This is a genomic window from Nocardia yamanashiensis, from assembly GCF_021183565.1.
GTDB lineage: Bacteria > Actinomycetota > Actinomycetes > Mycobacteriales > Mycobacteriaceae > Nocardia > Nocardia yamanashiensis.
On record NZ_CP089226.1, the window covers coordinates 2,145,172 to 2,161,604 of the forward strand.

General features: G+C 66.7%; 15 protein-coding genes. 11 read left to right on the plus strand and 4 right to left on the minus strand.

Annotated elements, in window-relative coordinates; genetic code table 11:
• Window positions 1–54 precede the first annotated feature (54 nt).
• The 6 genes from LTV02_RS10380 (at window position 55) to LTV02_RS10405 (ending at window position 6,288) form a co-directional block, all read left to right on the plus strand.
• Window positions 55–1,602, plus strand: coding sequence for an FAD/NAD(P)-binding protein (locus LTV02_RS10380; RefSeq protein WP_233039789.1), 1,548 nt, complete (start codon window positions 55–57; stop codon window positions 1,600–1,602).
• On the plus strand, window positions 1,599–2,042 hold the full coding sequence (locus tag LTV02_RS10385; protein ID WP_233039790.1) for a hypothetical protein: 444 nt from the start codon (window positions 1,599–1,601) through the stop codon (window positions 2,040–2,042). Before LTV02_RS10380 ends, LTV02_RS10385 begins: the two co-directional genes overlap by 4 nt.
• Entirely contained in the window at window positions 2,039–3,208 is a 1,170-nt protein-coding gene (locus LTV02_RS10390) for an FHA domain-containing protein (protein ID WP_233039791.1), read from the plus strand. The genes LTV02_RS10385 and LTV02_RS10390 overlap by 4 nt, the downstream gene beginning before the upstream one ends.
• 220 nt (window positions 3,209–3,428) lie before the next feature.
• Entirely contained in the window at window positions 3,429–3,857 is a 429-nt protein-coding gene (locus LTV02_RS10395) for a CBS domain-containing protein (protein WP_233039792.1), read from the plus strand.
• Between the two features lie 153 nt (window positions 3,858–4,010).
• On the plus strand, window positions 4,011–4,913 hold the full coding sequence (locus LTV02_RS10400; protein WP_233039793.1) for a glycosyltransferase: 903 nt from the start codon (window positions 4,011–4,013) through the stop codon (window positions 4,911–4,913).
• Between the two features lie 85 nt (window positions 4,914–4,998).
• Complete coding sequence (locus LTV02_RS10405; RefSeq protein ID WP_233039794.1) at window positions 4,999–6,288, plus strand: DUF2786 domain-containing protein; 1,290 nt, start codon at window positions 4,999–5,001, stop codon at window positions 6,286–6,288.
• A gap of 8 nt (window positions 6,289–6,296) precedes the next feature.
• Here the strand turns inward: LTV02_RS10405 and LTV02_RS10410 are convergent, their stop codons facing one another.
• The 3 genes from LTV02_RS10410 to LTV02_RS10420 form a co-directional block, all read right to left on the minus strand.
• Complete coding sequence (locus LTV02_RS10410; protein WP_067708709.1) at window positions 6,297–6,761, minus strand: MarR family winged helix-turn-helix transcriptional regulator; 465 nt, start codon at window positions 6,759–6,761, stop codon at window positions 6,297–6,299.
• 4 nt (window positions 6,762–6,765) lie between these two features.
• Window positions 6,766–8,532, minus strand: coding sequence for an MFS transporter (locus LTV02_RS10415; RefSeq protein ID WP_067708712.1), 1,767 nt, complete (start codon window positions 8,530–8,532; stop codon window positions 6,766–6,768).
• 184 nt (window positions 8,533–8,716) lie between these two features.
• Window positions 8,717–9,760 carry a fused (3R)-hydroxyacyl-ACP dehydratase subunits HadA/HadB gene (locus tag LTV02_RS10420; RefSeq protein WP_408639350.1) on the minus strand — a complete coding sequence of 348 codons (1,044 nt, stop codon included), beginning with the start codon at window positions 9,758–9,760 and terminating at the stop codon, window positions 8,717–8,719.
• A gap of 105 nt (window positions 9,761–9,865) precedes the next feature.
• On the opposite strand from LTV02_RS10420, the gene LTV02_RS10425 reads away from it, so the two are divergent.
• Window positions 9,866–10,318, plus strand: coding sequence for a VOC family protein (locus LTV02_RS10425; RefSeq protein WP_233039796.1), 453 nt, complete (start codon window positions 9,866–9,868; stop codon window positions 10,316–10,318).
• On the opposite strand, the gene LTV02_RS10430 is transcribed toward LTV02_RS10425, so the two are convergent.
• Complete coding sequence (locus tag LTV02_RS10430) at window positions 10,303–11,241, minus strand: LysR family transcriptional regulator (protein ID WP_233039797.1); 939 nt, start codon at window positions 11,239–11,241, stop codon at window positions 10,303–10,305. The two genes, LTV02_RS10425 and LTV02_RS10430, sit on opposite strands and share 16 nt — an antisense overlap.
• 89 nt (window positions 11,242–11,330) lie before the next feature.
• Here LTV02_RS10430 and mqo point away from each other — a divergent pair, with 89 nt between their 5' ends.
• From mqo to LTV02_RS10450, 4 genes are read left to right on the plus strand one after another with little or no spacing between them, the layout of a single operon-like run.
• Window positions 11,331–12,740 carry a malate dehydrogenase (quinone) gene (gene mqo, locus LTV02_RS10435; RefSeq protein ID WP_233039798.1) on the plus strand — a complete coding sequence of 470 codons (1,410 nt, stop codon included), beginning with the start codon at window positions 11,331–11,333 and terminating at the stop codon, window positions 12,738–12,740.
• Complete coding sequence (locus LTV02_RS10440; RefSeq protein ID WP_233039799.1) at window positions 12,737–13,417, plus strand: GNAT family N-acetyltransferase; 681 nt, start codon at window positions 12,737–12,739, stop codon at window positions 13,415–13,417. The genes mqo and LTV02_RS10440 overlap by 4 nt, the downstream gene beginning before the upstream one ends.
• A complete protein-coding gene (locus tag LTV02_RS10445; RefSeq protein ID WP_233039800.1) occupies window positions 13,414–14,925 on the plus strand; it encodes a MutS-related protein in 1,512 nt (503 codons plus the stop codon). Before LTV02_RS10440 ends, LTV02_RS10445 begins: the two co-directional genes overlap by 4 nt.
• The gene (locus LTV02_RS10450; protein ID WP_233039801.1) at window positions 14,922–16,391 is read left to right on the plus strand and encodes a MutS-related protein; all 1,470 of its coding nucleotides are present in this window, start codon (window positions 14,922–14,924) and stop codon (window positions 16,389–16,391) included. Before LTV02_RS10445 ends, LTV02_RS10450 begins: the two co-directional genes overlap by 4 nt.
• Window positions 16,392–16,433 lie beyond the last annotated feature (42 nt).

Here is a 16,433-nt window from a genome sequence, read left to right on the forward strand (position 1 = left end):
TGAGACAAGTCGATCGCAATCGATACCCAATTCACGCCCGGTAGCATCCGGAAAATGCGGGGTGACATCGACGAACGGCTCATCGAAACCGACGCCTGGACCGATGAGATGGTGGGGGCGGCCGGGATTCCGGTGATCGATGTACCGCTGGTGACGGTGGGCGGCGGTATCGGATCGTTCACGCTCTTCGACACCTTGCGGATTTACGGGGTGCCGAGGCGGGCGATGGCGGTGCTGAGTCCGCAGGACGCCCCGTGGCAGTCCTACGAATATCTGACCCGGGTATCGCAGATTCCACGGACGGAACGGCTGCGCAGCGATTCCGGCGGGATGCCCGAGAATATCTGGGGATTCCCGTCCTATGCCGTCCGCGAGGCAATAGCCGACAAGTCGCTGCATCCGCTGTGGAATGTCCTGGCGGAGCCGGTATTCGCCGATTACTACACCCCGCGCGCCGGCCAGGTCCTGGCGGGAATGGAGCGCGAGGCGAAACGAATCGGCTTCGCGCAATCGCTGTTCAAGGGACAGGTGCGCATGGTGCGCAAGCGGCGCGGCGGCGGGTATTACACCATTCTCACCCCACCGGCGGGGGCCACCCGGACCAAGCGAATTGCTTTCCGCAGCACCTATGTTCACATCGCCATCGGGTATCCCGGACTGCGCCTGCTACCGGATCTCCAAGCGTATCGGGAGAAATACCGCGATCCGACGCGGGTGGTGAATGCCTACGAGCCACACGAGCACGTTTATCAAGCCCTGCAACGACGTCCCGGAACCGTCATGGTGCGCGGCAGCGGAATAGTTGCCAGCCGGGTGCTGCAACGCCTCATCGACGATCGCGATCGTCTGGGCCTCCATACCCAGATCCTGCATCTGTTCCGGACCTATGTCGCCGGCCCGCACGGTTCGAGTGTTTTCATGCGCCGCAAGGGTGGTGACGGCTGGGCGTATCAGGGCTTCAATTGGCCCAAGGCGACCTGGGGCGGACAGTTGAAGACCCGGTTACGCAAACTCGAAGGCCGGGAACGGGCCGCCCTGCTGAAAACCATGGGCGGCACCAACACCCCGGCGCGCAAACTCTGGCAGCGGCAATTGGCGCGCGGCCGCGCCGAGGGCTGGTATCAGATTCTGGCCGGGGAGGCCCGGGACCTGCGACCGGATCGCACCCGGCCCGGCGTGGTCACCACCATCGACCCGGACCGATACGCACCCTTGCCTTTCCGGCCGCCGGAGCGCCCCTTCGATATGCACGCCGACTACGTCATCGACTGCACCGGACTGGAAGCCGATATTCGCGAGCACCGGCTGCTGGCCGACCTGCTCGTGCACACCGGGGCGCGCCGCAATCCACTGGAGCGGCTCGATGTCGAACCCACCTTCGAGCTCATCGGCGCCCGCAGCGCACCCGGCCGGCTGTACGCTTCGGGCAGCGCCACGCTCGGCGGGTACTACGCGAGCGTCGATTCCTTTCTCGGATTGCAGTACGCCGCATCGGAAATCGCCGACGATCTGGCTCGGCTCGGCTTCTGCCGCAGATTGCACGCGCTGCGCTCGGTACACCAATGGTGGCTGTGGATGCTGAACAAGAAGCTTCCGGAATGACCCCGACCCTCAACGGCCGTTTGCAGACCCGGGTGCTGGTGCTCGGCGTGGTCGGGTTGCTCGTGGCCGCGGTCCTGACGCCACTGTTGCCGAGCGGTGCGTTGTCGCTGGGACAGACCTACCGGATGACCTTGTCGATTCTGGCGGCGGTCGTGATCGCCGGCATCGGGTGGGAACTCCTGTACCACTTCGTGCAGCAATTCCGATGGGAGAAGGACTGGCCAACCCTGTTCGGGCTGGTGACCATCGTGAACGAGGGTCTTCTCATGGGGCTGCTGGTGTACCGGACGACCGTCGTGGTGCCACGGGACCTACGGCCCTCGGCGCTCGCTTTCACGATCGATTTCGTCCTCACCTGGCTGGCGTTCTGGCTGTTCGTCAACGGCCCGATCCGGGTACTGCTGCCACGGTGGCGGTTCAACGGAGGCCGGATCGTATGACGGGGCGGGTGGAGGTGTTGCCCGGCGGGCACCTGGTGGCGTGTGTGGACGGTGTGGTGCTGGTCGTCGCGCATCGGGAGGACGGGCCGGTCGGGCCCGGCTCGGAATCGATCGCGGTGCTGGACAAGCTCGGGGAGCTGGTGCAGGAGGCGGCCGCGCGGGAAACCCGCCGCACCGGACGCACTTTCGCGCGGCTCGTCTCGACCTGGCTGATGGGGCGCGAGGACGAGGAGCAGGTCGAGTTCGGTGTGCTCACCCCCGGATCGCGGGCCCTGGCGGTGTTCCTGCACGGCGGAATCACCGCGATCCTCGAAGGGGCGGACGGGCGGGTAGTCCTGCACGGCAGCGATGCGGGATTCACCGTCGATCGGGTGGTGGATCCGATCCCCGCGCGTGCGGCCGCGGTATTCGTGGATGACGATCCGGCACGCGACGAGCTGCCGGAGCCGGGCGTGTGGTCGCTGCGCGAAGGCCGGATGCCAGGTTCGGGTGCGGTTCTGTGGCTCGGCGACTCGGATGCATCCGCGGCGAGCAACCCGCGGATCGCGCTTCGCGAACGACCCGTCGAGGCGAGCGACAACCGCGACGTGAGCGGGGCGAAAAGCCCTGTGGCGGCAGCGAATGCATATCAGCACGCAATGCCGTCCGCCTCGGGCGCCGAGGCGCAGGTGACTCCGGCGCGGGCTCGGAGCGGCGTGGTGGTGCGCGGGTTCAAGTGTGCGCGTGGGCATTTGAACGACCCGCGGGTGTCGTTTTGCACCACGTGCGGAATTCGCATGGACCAGTCCACCTGCGTGCTGGTCGAGGGCGCGCGGCCACCGCTGGGCGTGCTGCTCCTCGACGACGGCCATTCGTACGTACTGGACGAGGACCTGGTGATCGGGCGGGAACCGGAACGATCGGAGCGGGTGCGGCGCGGCGCGAAACCGGTACGGCTGGCCGACGTCTCGGGCGGCATGTCCCGGGTGCACGCCGAGATCCGGTTGACCGAATGGGAGGTGACCGTGCTCGATCGCGGTTCGGCCAACGGAACGCACATCAAGCTGCCGGGGCGGGTCGAGTGGGCGCGCGCCGTGCCGGGACATCCGGTCGCGCTGGAACCGGGCAGTCAGGTGATGCTGGGCGGTCGCGTGTTCACCTTCGATTCCCAGCATCAGCCGCTGTGATGGCACGGTCCGGTGGCGGCCTGCCGGGTCAAGCGGCCTGAACATCCGGATCGGCCGCGCCGGGATCCCCACCTGCTCAGCCTTGCGCCCCGCCCAGCGCGTCCGCGCCCCGACGCCCTCGCGTCCGGTTAGGTATCGCCGCGTAATCTTTGCTGTTCACCCGCGGCAAATCGCGCGATCCTGTTAAGCATCGATGGTCCCGAGGGTTGGCGGTGGACATATGCGAATCTCCGAAATCCTGCGCCGGAAAGGCGCCGGCGTAGTCACGACCGCACCCGATGCAACGGTGCGCGAACTGCTGAGAGTGCTTGCGGTGCACAATGTGGGCGCGGTCATCGTGTCCCCGGACGGCGGTCTCATCTCCGGGATCGCCTCGGAGCGCGATATCGTCCGGCACCTGCACACCTATGGCGCGGACCTGCTGGACCAGCCGGTTTCGGCGATCATGACCGCGGCCGTGCACACCTGCTCGCCGGAGGATCGGGTCGAAACCCTGAACGCCACCATGACCGAACACCGGGTCCGGCATCTACCGGTGGTGGCCGACGGGCGCATGGTCGGCATCGTCAGCATCGGCGATGTGGTGAAGAGCCAGATCTCCGAACTGCAGACCGAACGCGAGCATCTGGTCCGCTATCTCCACGGCTGAAAAGTGGGGATTGTTCACCGGTCGGACAGCTGAAAGAGTGTTTACCGACGCTTCGGTCACCCGCATCGCGGATACCTTCGCGCTCGACCTTTTGTTCAGCCCGATACCCCGGTGACGGGGCATCGACCCTCGAGAATGTGACTGCTCCACCACATGAGTGCTCCACTGTCGGCGAATCGAATTCCCGAACTGGTGTCCATCATCATCCCCGTGTACAACGGGCTGCCGGATCTCGACGAACAACTCGACGGACTGGCGCACCAGGATTACACCGGCGAATACGAAGTGCTGGTGAGCGATAACGGGTCGAAAGACGGGCTGCGCGAACATATCGAGGGACATCCGCTCACCGCGAAACTGCGGTTGCGGTATGTCGACAGTTCCGCCAAACGCGGGGCGCCGTTCGCGCGCAACAATGCGGCCGCCGTCGCCACGGGTGATTTCCTGGCATTCGTGGATCAGGACGATCGGGCGCACGCGGGCTGGCTGAGCGCGATGGTGCGCACCGCCGCCGAGTTCGACGCGGTGAGCGGAGCCATCGAAAGCGACAGCCTCAACGATCGCAAGTCCTCGACCTGGCGTCCGGTGCCGCCGCCGGAGCAGGGCTTCGCCACGCATTGGATGCCGTTCGCGAACGGGAACAATACGGCGTACTGGCGCACGGCCTTCGAAAAGATCGGCGGCTACGACGAATCCCTGTTCACCGGCGCGGACGATGTGGACATCTCGTGGCGGTTGCAGCAGTCCGGGCAGAAACTCGGGCATGCGCCCGATGCGATGATCGCCTACCGGCTGCGCCGGAATTTCCGGGACGCGTGGAGCCAGTGCTTCGATTACGGGTACACCTACGCCGAGGTGTGCATGAAGCATCGGCCGCTGGGCTGCCCGCGAATTCCTTTCCGCGCCACGCTGCTTTCGCTGCTGACGGCGGTCGTGTGTAATCCGCTGAATCCGTTCACCCGCAAAATCGTGCCGACCGGGTTGTGGATCATGCACACCGCCGGGCTCATCGGGCGCGTGCGGGCCAATATCCGGCACCGCACCTATACCGGTTAGCCGGCGCCGCCGACGCGGTTCGAAGGTTGTCGGAGCGCCCGATTAACCTTCGAAGCCTTGGGTGTGGCGGCGACGGGTGAGGTGGATGGGCAAGAATCGGCGGCATCGGGAGCGGCAGCGGGCCGCGGCGGGCGATGCGGGGTTCGTGCTCGGCGCGTCCGGGCTCGGGGACGACGCGACCGCGGAGCAGATCGGTCAGGCGATTCTGGCGGGCGCGCTGGCGGTGGCCCGGGGCAATGCCAAGGCGGCACGGCAGTGCGCCGACGATCTGGGCCGATTGCCCGCGCTGGGTGCGGGCGCGGATTCGGCCGCGCGGCAACTCGTTTCGGCGGTGTTCCGCAACGGGTGGCTGCCGGGCGATATCGATCAGGTGGCGCGCCGCCGGGTGGACGAGTTCGCGCGGAGCTATCTCATCGACGCGATGGCAGCCCACGTACGGCCGTTCCCCGCCGAGACCGTCGACCCGACCTGGCTGGCCCAGCTCGACGAAGCCGGAGCCACGATCTGGTGGTCGGCCGGAGAACCGCACTTCGGACAATGGGCGGGCAAGCAGTTGCTGACGCCGGTCGAAGCGCTCACCACCGTGCTCGAAGCGTTCGCCCTGCTCCTGCAACTTCCTTCGATGCCGCTCATTCGCCCCCTGCCCGGCACCGCGAAACCGGAACTGCGCAGCCATCACGCCGTCGACGAGAAGGTGCTGGGCCGGGTGCGCGGTCTGCTCGCCAAAGCCGAATCCACCGCCTTCCCCGAGGAAGCCGAAACCCTCTCGGCCAAAGCCCAAGAGCTGATGACCAGATACGCCATCGATCAGGTGCTGGTCGATGCCGATCACCGCACCGTCGATCTGCCCGGCGCCCGCCGCTTCTGGCTCGAAACCCCTTACGTCGATGCCAAAGCGCTGCTCGTGGACGCGGTCGCCAAAGCCAACCGTTCCCGTGTCATTCTGTCCGCCGAATGGGGTTTCGTGGCGATCGTCGGCGACGAAACCGACCTGGACGCAGTCGAACTCCTCACCACCTCGCTGCTGGTGCAGGCGACCCGGGCCATGATCGCCTCCGGCAACGACGACGACCGCAGTACTCAGGCGCGCAGCCGCACCTTCCGCAAATCCTTCCTCATCGCCTACGCCACCCGTATCGGCGAACGCCTGGCTGCCGCCGAACAGGCCACCATCGCGAAATCCGCTGCCCCCGAACGCCTGCTGCCTGTTTTGGCAGCGCGCCGCCAGGACGTGGACAAAGCCTTCGATACCTATTTCCCCGCCGCGAAATCCTCCCGCATCTCCGCCGGCAGCGCCGAAGGCTGGCAGGCCGGGCGCGATGCCGCCGACCGCGCTCAGCTCGCCGCGCACCGTCCGATCGGCAACACCCGGTAGGGGAGGGACTACTCGTCCAGCGCGTCGATGAGAGTCAGCAGCGCCGATCGCAGTGCCGCCCGCTGCTCCGGATCGAGACGTTCCATCGCGACCGCGAAGCGTTGAATGCGGGCCGAGGTCAGGCCGCTCACCAGGTCGTGGGCCGATCCGGTCACCGAAAGCAGTTGGGCGCGGCCGTCTTCCGGATCGGCGTCGCGGGAGACGTAACCGGCCTTCTCCAGGCCGGTGATCATGCGGGACATGGTGGGCGCGCTGACCCGTTCCACCTGCGCGAGATCGCTCAAGCGCATGGGACCCGAACGGGCCAGCGTGGCCAGGGCGGAGGCCGAGCCGGGGCTCAGCGCGCCCAGATCCCCGGAGTGGCGCAGGAGCCGGATGGTGCGGCCGATCGCGTGGTAGAGATCGGCGGCTTCGGTGAGCTGCTCGGTGTCGGCTACACTCGCGGACTCGGTCAGCACATCCTCCTGCGTCATGGGGTCAGATTCCCGCGCGGTCGGCTTCGCGGAGTTCGGTGGCCTCGTCGAGAACCTTCGGAGTACCGGCGAACCACGACGCCACCGCGCCGATCAGCATCATAAGGGCCGCGCCGAGGAACACGACCACCAGGCCGGAATGGAACGGACCGGAGATCAGGTTCGGGAAGAACTCGCGTCCGGTGAGCACATCGGCGTGCACGCCCGGCTGGTTCAGCACGCCGCTGTGCCCCAGCAGTTCCTCGATCGGGTTGTAGCCGAGGAAGGCGGCGAACAGGCTGCCCACCGGGGGCAGATCCGCGACCTGCCCGGCGACCTGGGCGGGGACGCCCTGGGCCTGCAGGCCCGAGTTCATGGCGTCCGGCAGCGGACCGGACAGGCCGATGATCATGAGCGAGAAGAAGATTCCCATGGACAGCGCCATACCGCCGTTGAACAGGGTGCCGCGCATGCCCGAGGCGACGCCGCGCTGGGACGCCGGGACGCTGTTCATCACCTCGGCGGTGTTGGGGGAGGCGAACATGCCCGAGCCGAGGCCGTTGAGCAGGATGATGGCGGCGAAGGCCCAGTAGTTGAAGTCGGCCGGAATCACGACCAGCAGAACGAAAGTCGCCGCGGTGATGACCATGCCGAGGGTGGCGAACAGGCGGGTGCCGTACTTGTCCGACAGCCAGCCCGACACCGGTCCGGCGGCCAGGAAGCCGATGGTCAACGGCAGCAGGTAGATACCGGCCCACAGCGGCGTGGCCTCGTAGTCGTAGCCGTGCAGCGGCAGCCAGATGCCCTGCAGCCACACGATCAGCATGAACTGCAGGCCGCCGCGGCCGATCGAGGACATGAGGCCGGCCAGATTGCCGAACGCGAACGCCCGGTTCTTGAACAGCGACAGCTGGAACATGGGCTGCGCGACCTTGGTTTCGATCCAGCAGAACAGCACCAGCAGCGCCAGCCCGCCGGCCACGGCGCCGATCACCCACGGATTGCCCCAGCCGGTGGCCGAATCACCGTACGGCTGAATGCCGTACGTGATGCCCGTCAGCAGTGCGGTGAGTCCCAGCGCGAACGTGACCGTGCCGGGCAGGTCGAGCGATCCCGGCGTCCGTGCCCCGAAATCGTGCAGCGATCGGTACGACCACACCGTGCCGAGAATGCCGAACGGCACGCTCACCCAGAAGACGGCCTTCCAATCCCACTCCGACAGCACGCCGCCGATCACCAGGCCCAGGAACGAACCGGCCACCGCCGCAACCTGATTGATGCCCAGCGCGAACCCGCGCTGCTGCACCGGGAACGCGTCGGTCAGGATCGCCGTGGCGTTCGCCATCAGCATGGCGCCGCCCACACCTTGGATCACGCGCCACACGATCAGCCACATGGCGCCTCCGCCGTGCGTGAACGGATCGAACGACAACGCGATCGCCGACACCGTGAACACCACGAAGCCGAGGTTGTAGATCCGCACCCGCCCGAACATGTCGCCCAGCCGGCCGAACAGCACCACCAGCACCGCCGATGCCAGCAGGAATCCCATGAGCAGCCACAGCAGATAGCTCACGTTCCCCGGCTCGAGCGGATTCAGCCCGATGCCGTGGAAGATGGCCGGCAGCGAAATGATCACGATCGAGGAGTTGATGGTCACCATCAACATCCCCAGCGTCGTGTTCGACAACGCCACCCACTTGTAATGCGGATGATCCCGGTCGACTCGAAGCCGCCGTCGAATGGTCTTCACATCATCGGCGTCCAAGCCGGTGGTGGGAGCCGTAGCCATCTGAGCCTCCCCAGGAGTCGAACAGTGCGAACAGCGTCCCAATATAGTTGCATTACGCTAACTAACGAAATCCGGCGGTCGGTTCGCCTGGTCAACCCATCGAAACCGGCGTCTGGCTCCTGCTTCCGAATCGGCGGTTGATTGCCCACCCCGAGCGGATTCATGGCTCGGGGTGGGGAGTCGATCAGCTGAGGCGGACTTCGGCGGTGGCGAGGCCGAAGATCTTGCGGCCGTTGGACTTCGCGGTGATGACGAGGACGGCGGTCTTGGTTTCGGGGTCGAGGGATTTCACGCGGGCGGTGAACTCCACGGTGCCGGCGGATTCGGCTTCGATGATGGTGTAGTTGGAGAGGCGGACGTTGTAGCGCAGGAGGGCGCCGGGGTCGCCCAGCCAGTCGGTGACGAAGCCGGCGCCCAGGGCCATGGTGAGCATGCCGTGGGCGATCACGTCGGGGAGACCGGCCTTGGCGGCGATGGCTTCGTCCCAGTGGATGGGGTTGGCGTCGCCTGCCACGCCCGCGTAGTTGACCAGGTCACCGCGGGTGAGACGGGCGGTGCGGGGCGGGAGTTCGGTTCCTACCGAGAGCTTTTCGAAGTCGACGGCAGTGCGGGGGAGGCGGTCGCGGCTCGCGGGGGAGTGGGGGCCGTAGTCCGGGGTGGAGGGGGTGGCCGGGTCGGTCACCGTGGTGCGTTCGATGCCGTGCATGATCACGCGCTCGATGGCGGGGGTGATGTCGGCATCGACGTCTTCGGCGGTGAGGCCGAGGACGGTGGTGTGCATTATCTGGACGATTTCGCCGGATTGGGCGGTGAAGGTATTGGTGACGGTGAGCAGGTCGCGACCCGCGACGGTGCGGACCGCGGTCAGTTCGACGTCGCTGGTGACGCGGTCACCGGTGACGACCGGCTGATACATCTCGAAGACCTGATCGGTCTGGACGTAGACGCCGTATCCGGTGATGACGGATTCGAAGAGGCGGCGGTTGGCCAGCATGGCGACAATCGAGAAGAACGTGGTCGGGGCGACCAGTCCGTCGTAGCCGAGTTCGTTCGCGGCGGCCTCGCTCCAGTGCGCGGGATGGAAGTCCTGCACGGCACGGGCGTATTCGCGGATCTTCTCGCGACCCACCTCGTAGTAGTCGTCGAGGCGATAGTGGTGCCCGACCAGCGCGGCCGTATCGAACGTCGCTTCCACCAAGGTGCTCCTAACTTCACATTCCCCCGGCATCGCCCGAAAATTTCTCCGGAAATCTCCGGACGATGTGTCGAGATCCGGTCGGCGGCTCCGACCTTGGGCTGACAGTAGTTCAAACCCCTTGCCCAGGAGATCATCATGACCACCCTGAACACCTTCATCTGGTTCGAGCAGTCCGCCGAGGAAGCCGCCGAGTTCTACGTCGCGACCGTCCCCGGATCCAAGATCCACGAGGTCACCCGCAACGCCGACGGTTCCGCCTTCATCGTCACCCTCGACCTGGCCGGCCACGCCGTCACCATCATGAACGGCGGCCCCGACCACCCCCTCACCGACGCCATCTCCCTGCAGATCGTCGTCGACACCCAGGAAGAGATCGACCACCTGTGGGCAGCCCTGACCGACGGCGGCGCCCCCGGCCCCTGCGGCTGGCTCACCGACCGCTACGGCCTGAGCTGGCAGGTCGCCCCCGCCGCCATGCCGACCCTGATGAGCGGCACCCCCGAACAGGCCCTCGCCGTCGCCATGTCCCTCCGCGCCATGTCCAAGATCGACCTCAAAGTCCTCCAGGACGCCTACGACCGCGCCTGATCCACACCCCCACCCGCATCGCCGCCCATGTGAGTCATCGCATGGGCGGCGATGAAGGTGTGTAAGCGGGATACCGCGGGTGTCGGGCGATGCGTGCCGGAAACCAGTCCGATGCTGCGGGTGGGCGGGTTCCGCAGAGTCACCCGGTGCAAGTCAGGGTGCGGCGTCTCCGGTGCGGGGAGCAGCGCGATGCCCAGCCCGTGGCCGACCAATGCGCGCAGGGCGTCGAATTCGGTGATCTCGAATGCGACGGCCGGAGTGAATCCCGCTTCGGCGCACCGGGAATCGAGCAGCCGGCGCAAGTGATAACTGGGTGGGTTGGCGATGAATCGTTCCTCGGCCAACTCGGCGAGGTCCACGGATTCCCGTCCGGCCAGCCGGTGCCGGCGAGCGACGTACAGTTGAATGGGCTGATGTCCCAACACCGTCGAGGGTAGATCGTCGGGCGCCGGAATCACCACGGCCAGGTCCAAGTGGCCGGTCCGTATCTGTTCCGCGAGTGCCTCCCCGTGCGCCTGCACCAGATGCAATCTGATTCGCGGCGCGCTCCTGTGGAAGTCCGCCAGCAGCGCCGGCACGCTGACCGGCCCGAGACTGAGCGGAAATCCGAACCGCACCAGACCCGTTTCGGGATCGGCGTTCCCGCGCACCACATTGACCGCATCGTCCAGGCCGCGTACCAGCTCCCGAGTCCGCTCGAACAACTCGCGTCCCGCGGGCGTGAGCGTGATTCCACGACCGACCGGTTGGAAAAGCTGAATCCCGACCGCCTTCTCGACCGCCTTCAGCCTGCGGCTCAGGGATGACTGCGGCACCCCCAGCACCTGCGCCGCCCGTGTGACGTGCCCCTCACCGGCCGCGGTATCGAAGGCCGCGAGCAAGGGCGCGAGCGCCTCCAACTGCGCATACGGCGACTCATCCATATTCGGATCGTATTAGCCCGCAATCGATATTGGACGGATGAATCCGCTCGATGTGACGATTCCCGCAGCACCAGAGCGGGAGGCGTCAAATGGCAGCACAGGCAATGGAATCCCCTGCGGCTCCGGAGGTTCTGGATGTCGCACTGATCGGCGGCGGCATCATGTCCGCGACGCTGGGCGCGATGCTCGCACGCCTGCAACCGGACTGGTCGACAGCGCTGTTCGAGCGCCTCGATCACCTGGCCACGGAGAGTTCCGATCCCTGGAACAACGCCGGTACCGGGCATTCCGGATTCTGCGAGCTGAACTACATGCCCGACCCGGACGATCCGGCCAAGGCCGCGGAGATCGCCCGGCAGTTCCGGCTGTCGCGGGAATTCTGGAACACGCTCGGGAACCAGGATTTCGTGACTCCGACCCCGCACCTGGATGTCGTCTTCGGCGCGCGGGATGTGGATTACCTGCGGGCCCGATACAAGACCATGACGGCGCTGCCCGCGTTCGAGTCGATGGAGTTCACCGAGGATCCCGCGCAGATCGCGCAATGGGCGCCACTGCTGATGGACGGCCGTGAACCCGGCGAGCCGATGGCGGCAACCCGCTTCGCGGGCGGCACCGACGTGGATTTCGGTGCGCTCACCCGGTTGCTCGTGGACGGCATGAAGACCGCGGGCACACAGGTCCACCTCGGCCAAGAGGTGATCAAGCTCCGCAAGGAGGCCGACGTCTGGTCGCTCACCGTGCGCGACCGAACGACCGAGCGCCGTCATACCGTTCGAGCACGTTTCGTCTTCGTCGGGGCGGGCGGCTACGCCCTGAATCTTCTGCAACGGGCCGGGATTCCGGAAGTAGATGGCTATGCGGTCTTCCCATTCGGCGCACAGTTCCTGCGCACCGACAATCCAGACGTGGTCGCCCGTCACCAGGCGAAGGTGTACAGCCAAGCCGCGCTGGGCGCACCGCCGATGTCGGTCCCACACCTGGACAAACGGCTGGTCGACGGCACCGAATCACTGCTGTTCGGCCCGTACGCGACCTTCAGCACCAGGCTGCTCAAGCACGGCCGCCTCATCGACCTGTTCACCACCATCCGCCTCCGCAATATCGCGGTGCTGCTGGCCGCAGGCCTCCAGAATCTGTCCCTGGTGGGCTATCTGCTGAGTCAGCTCGTCGCCACCCGCCGCCGCAAATTCGCTGAGCTGCAACGTTTCTATCCCTCAGCCGACCCGGCGGACTGGACCCTGATCCAGGCCGGCCAGCGCGCCCAGGTCGTCAAACCGCACCCCGGCAAGGTCGGCGAGCTGACCTTCGGCACCGAACTGGTCGCTGCCGCGGACGGCAGCATCGCCGGTCTGCTCGGTGCATCGCCCGGAGCGTCGACGGCACCGGCGATCATGGCCGACCTGTTGGGCCGGTGCTTCCCCGCCCGCTACCTCGAGTGGGAACCGGCTCTCCGGGGCCTCATGCCCACGCTGCCACCCTCTAATGTCGAGTTGTGAGCTTCGAGGAACTGAGCAGGTTTCAGCCCGTGGTGGATGTGCGGCCCGTGGATGAGCCGTGGCCTGAAATGGTTTGGCCGATTGCTGACGGTACGGAGCTTGTGGGGGGCACGGTGGTGCTGACGCCGCTGGATCCGGCGAAGGATGCCGACGGGCTGTTTCATGCGCTCGATCATGATGATGTGTGGGCGCATGTGCCTTGGCGGCCGGCCGGGCCGGAGGAGTTCCGGGCGCATCTCGAAGGTCGGTGTGGGTTGCCGGACTGGCAGGTTTGGACTGTTCGGCTGCGGCGGGGGGTGTCGGGGATCGACGCGGATCGCGTGGTGGGGGTTTCCGCGTATCTGGGGGTTTCGGTGCGGGATGCTGCGCTGGAGATCGGGTTCACGCTGTATGACCCGGCGGTGTGGGCTACGAGTGTCAATCCTGAGGCCAAGCTGCTGCTGCTCGAGCATGCGTTCGAGAAGTTGAATGTCGGGCGCGTGCAATTGAAGACCGATGTGCGCAATCATCGGTCGCAGCAGGCGATCGCGCGACTGGGTGCGCAGTACGAGGGGGTGTTGCGGCGCAACTTCCGGCGGTCCGACGGCACGATTCGGGACAGTGTGTTGTTCTCGATCATCGCCGAGGATTGGCCGGCGGTCCGGGCGCGGTTGACCGGACGGCTTGCGGGGCAATGACAGTGCGGGGGGTCAGTACGTTGTGGCCGGCGGGCGAGGCGGACGGGGAGTTCGCGGGGGTGGTGACCATCGCGGATCTGAAGCTCGATCATCGGATCTTTGCCGCCGATCCGGATGAACCGAATCCGATCTGGCGGCAGCCGGTGCGCGATGCGGCGACCGTCGCGTATCGGCACGAGGTGTTTCGGGATCTCGAGGACGAGCGGATTCGTGCGGCATTCGAGGCCTTCGGGGGCGGAATGTATTCGGTGCGAAGACATTCCCGTCAGGGCCGGAAGCTGGAACAGCGGGATCGATGGCAGCTCGATGCCGAGGAGGTGTACTGCCGCACGGTATCGGAGCTCGCCGAGTCGCTGCGCGTACTGCCGGTGCGGTCGCGGGCGCTGCGCCGGTTACGGGATCAGCTGGCGGGATACATCGCGGGGGACTGGTTCCGCAGCCTGGTCCGCGACCGTGCGGAAGTGCGTGCGGTGCTGGACGAGATCCGCTACACCGTTCAGGTGAACGGCCGCAAAGTAGTGGTCGATCGTTACCGTGGCCAGCCGGACTACACCGAGACCTTGGCCGCCGCCTTCGCCCGCTTCCGGCCCGGCGATGCGGAAGAACCGGAACCCGTGGTCGATCCGTGGCCGGACATGAACGAGGTCGAGGAACAGCTCATCGCCGCCGTCACGGAACAGTTTCCGGAGGTGTTCGAAAGACTTGCGCGGCATGCGCGGCGGTTCCGGGACTTCGTCGATCCGATGCTCGAGCGGGTCGATGCCGAAATGCGTTTCTACCTCGGCTATTCGCGATTCGTGCGCGGACTCGGCGAGCGCGGGCTGACCTTCTGCTATCCGGAGGTCACCGAACGGTTCGACGGCATCGTCGCCGAGGGCGCGTTCGATGTGATGCTCGCGCGGGCGCGGCACGGGGATCCGTCGGCGGTGGTGGTGCGCAATGACATTCGACTCGACGACCCCGAACGGCTGATCGTGGTGACCGGCCCGAACCAGGGCGGGAAGAGCACCTTCGCGCGAATGGTCGGCCAGCTCGCCTACCTCACCGCCCTGGGTTGTCCCGTGCCGGGAACCCGTGCCCGAATGCTGCTGTCGGACAAGGTGTTCACCCACTTCGTGCACGAGGACGATATCGCCGACACCGGTGGGGCGCTGGCGCAGGAGCTGGCCAGGATGCGGGAGATCCTGGACGCGGTCACCGACCGCAGCGTGGTGGTGATGAACGAGAGCTTCAGCACCACCACGGCCGCCGATGCGGTTTCCATTGGAGGCGAAGTAGTGCGCAGACTCATCAACCGGGGCGCGACGGGGGTGTACGTGACGTTCCTGGAGGAACTGGCCGGCTTCGGCCCGGAGGTGGTGAGCATGGTGGCGGGCGTGGATTCGGATGCCGACGCCACCCGGACCTTCCGGATCGAACGCCGCCCACCGGACGGCCTGGCCTACGCCGCGGCACTCGCGCACCGGCACGGGCTGACCTACGACGCCATCCGGGAGCGCGTGCGATGATCCCGATCGGACTGCTCCAACCGCCCGGACAGCGGGTGCCGGTCGCGCGCAATGGCGATGCGGTGGCCGAGGATCTGGGTCTCGCGGACCTCTACACGGCGATGGCGGCCGGTGACGATTTCATCGCCGAGGTGGCGAAAGCCATTGTCCCGGTGAGCCTCACCGATCCCGATATCATTCGCTACCGCCAGCAGGTGCTGGCCGACTTCTGCGCCGATCCCGCACTGCTGCACGAGTTGTACGCCGTCGCCACCGAGGCCACCACCGTGCGCCGGTGGACGGTCATGGCGCTGCAATCGCTCGAGGGACTGGTCGGCCTGCTGCGCCGGCTCCGGCAGATCTGCGAGAAGCACCCCGTCGGCACCTCTGCGGGACTGCGCCGCTTCCGTGAGATCCTCGCCACCCAGCTCGACGACGACTACCTCGCGATACTCGAAAAGCACCTTGCAGCACTGTATTTCGAACACGGCATGCTGTTCAGCGCCGCGCTCGGCACCGGCAACAAGATCGACCACGTGATCCTGCACGAACCCCCGCCGGCGGCCAAGCGATCACTGTTCGGCGCTCGCGCCGGCAGCACCTTCACCGCGTTCGAGAACTTCGAATTCCATGACGGCGATCCCCTGAAGATCGTCACCGCCCCCGCCCTCGCCATCGTCAAAGCGGTGGTCGGCCGGGTCGCCGAGAACGTACAGGGCTTCTTTCACCGGCTCCGCACCGAATTGGCCTTCTATCTGGGTTGCGTGAACCTGCGCGACCGGCTGACCCGCACCGGCGTCCCGACCTGCTTCCCGACCCCCGCACCCCTCGGCCACCCGAGCCTGTCGGCCACCGACCTGCGCGATCCGATTCTGACGCTTGGCGGCACCGACGTCATCGGCACCGATATCGACGCCGCCGCAATCACTTTCACGGTGGTGACCGGAGCCAACAGCGGCGGCAAATCCACTTTCCTGCGCGCCGTCGGCTGCGCCCGCCTGATGTTGCAGGCCGGCATGTTCGTCACCGCCCGCACCTGCACCGCCGATCTCCGCGACGGCCTGTTCACCCACTTCGTGCGCGCCGAGGACCCGGCCATGCGCCACGGCCGCCTCGACGAGGAGCTGGCCCGCCTGCGCGCACTCACCGACCAGCTCCGCCCGCACGGCATCCTGCTCTGCAACGAGCCGTTCGCCTCCACCAACGACCGCGATGCCGCCGCCATCGCCGACCCGATCCTGTCAGCGCTGCTCGATGCCGGAGTGCAGATCGTGCTGGTCACCCACCTGCACGAGTTCGCCCGGCAGCGCTACGCCGCCGGACACCCGACGGACCTGTTCCTGCGTGCCGGACGCGATCCCGGCGGACGGCGCACCTACCGGCTGACGCCCGGCGCTCCCGAGGCGACCAGTCACGGGGCGGACATCTTCGCCCAGGTCTTCGGGTACGCGCCGGGCGCGAATCCACCACGCGGACAGGATCAATAGCCACACGCTCCACAGGACGTACCCGGCGAAATTGACCTGCTG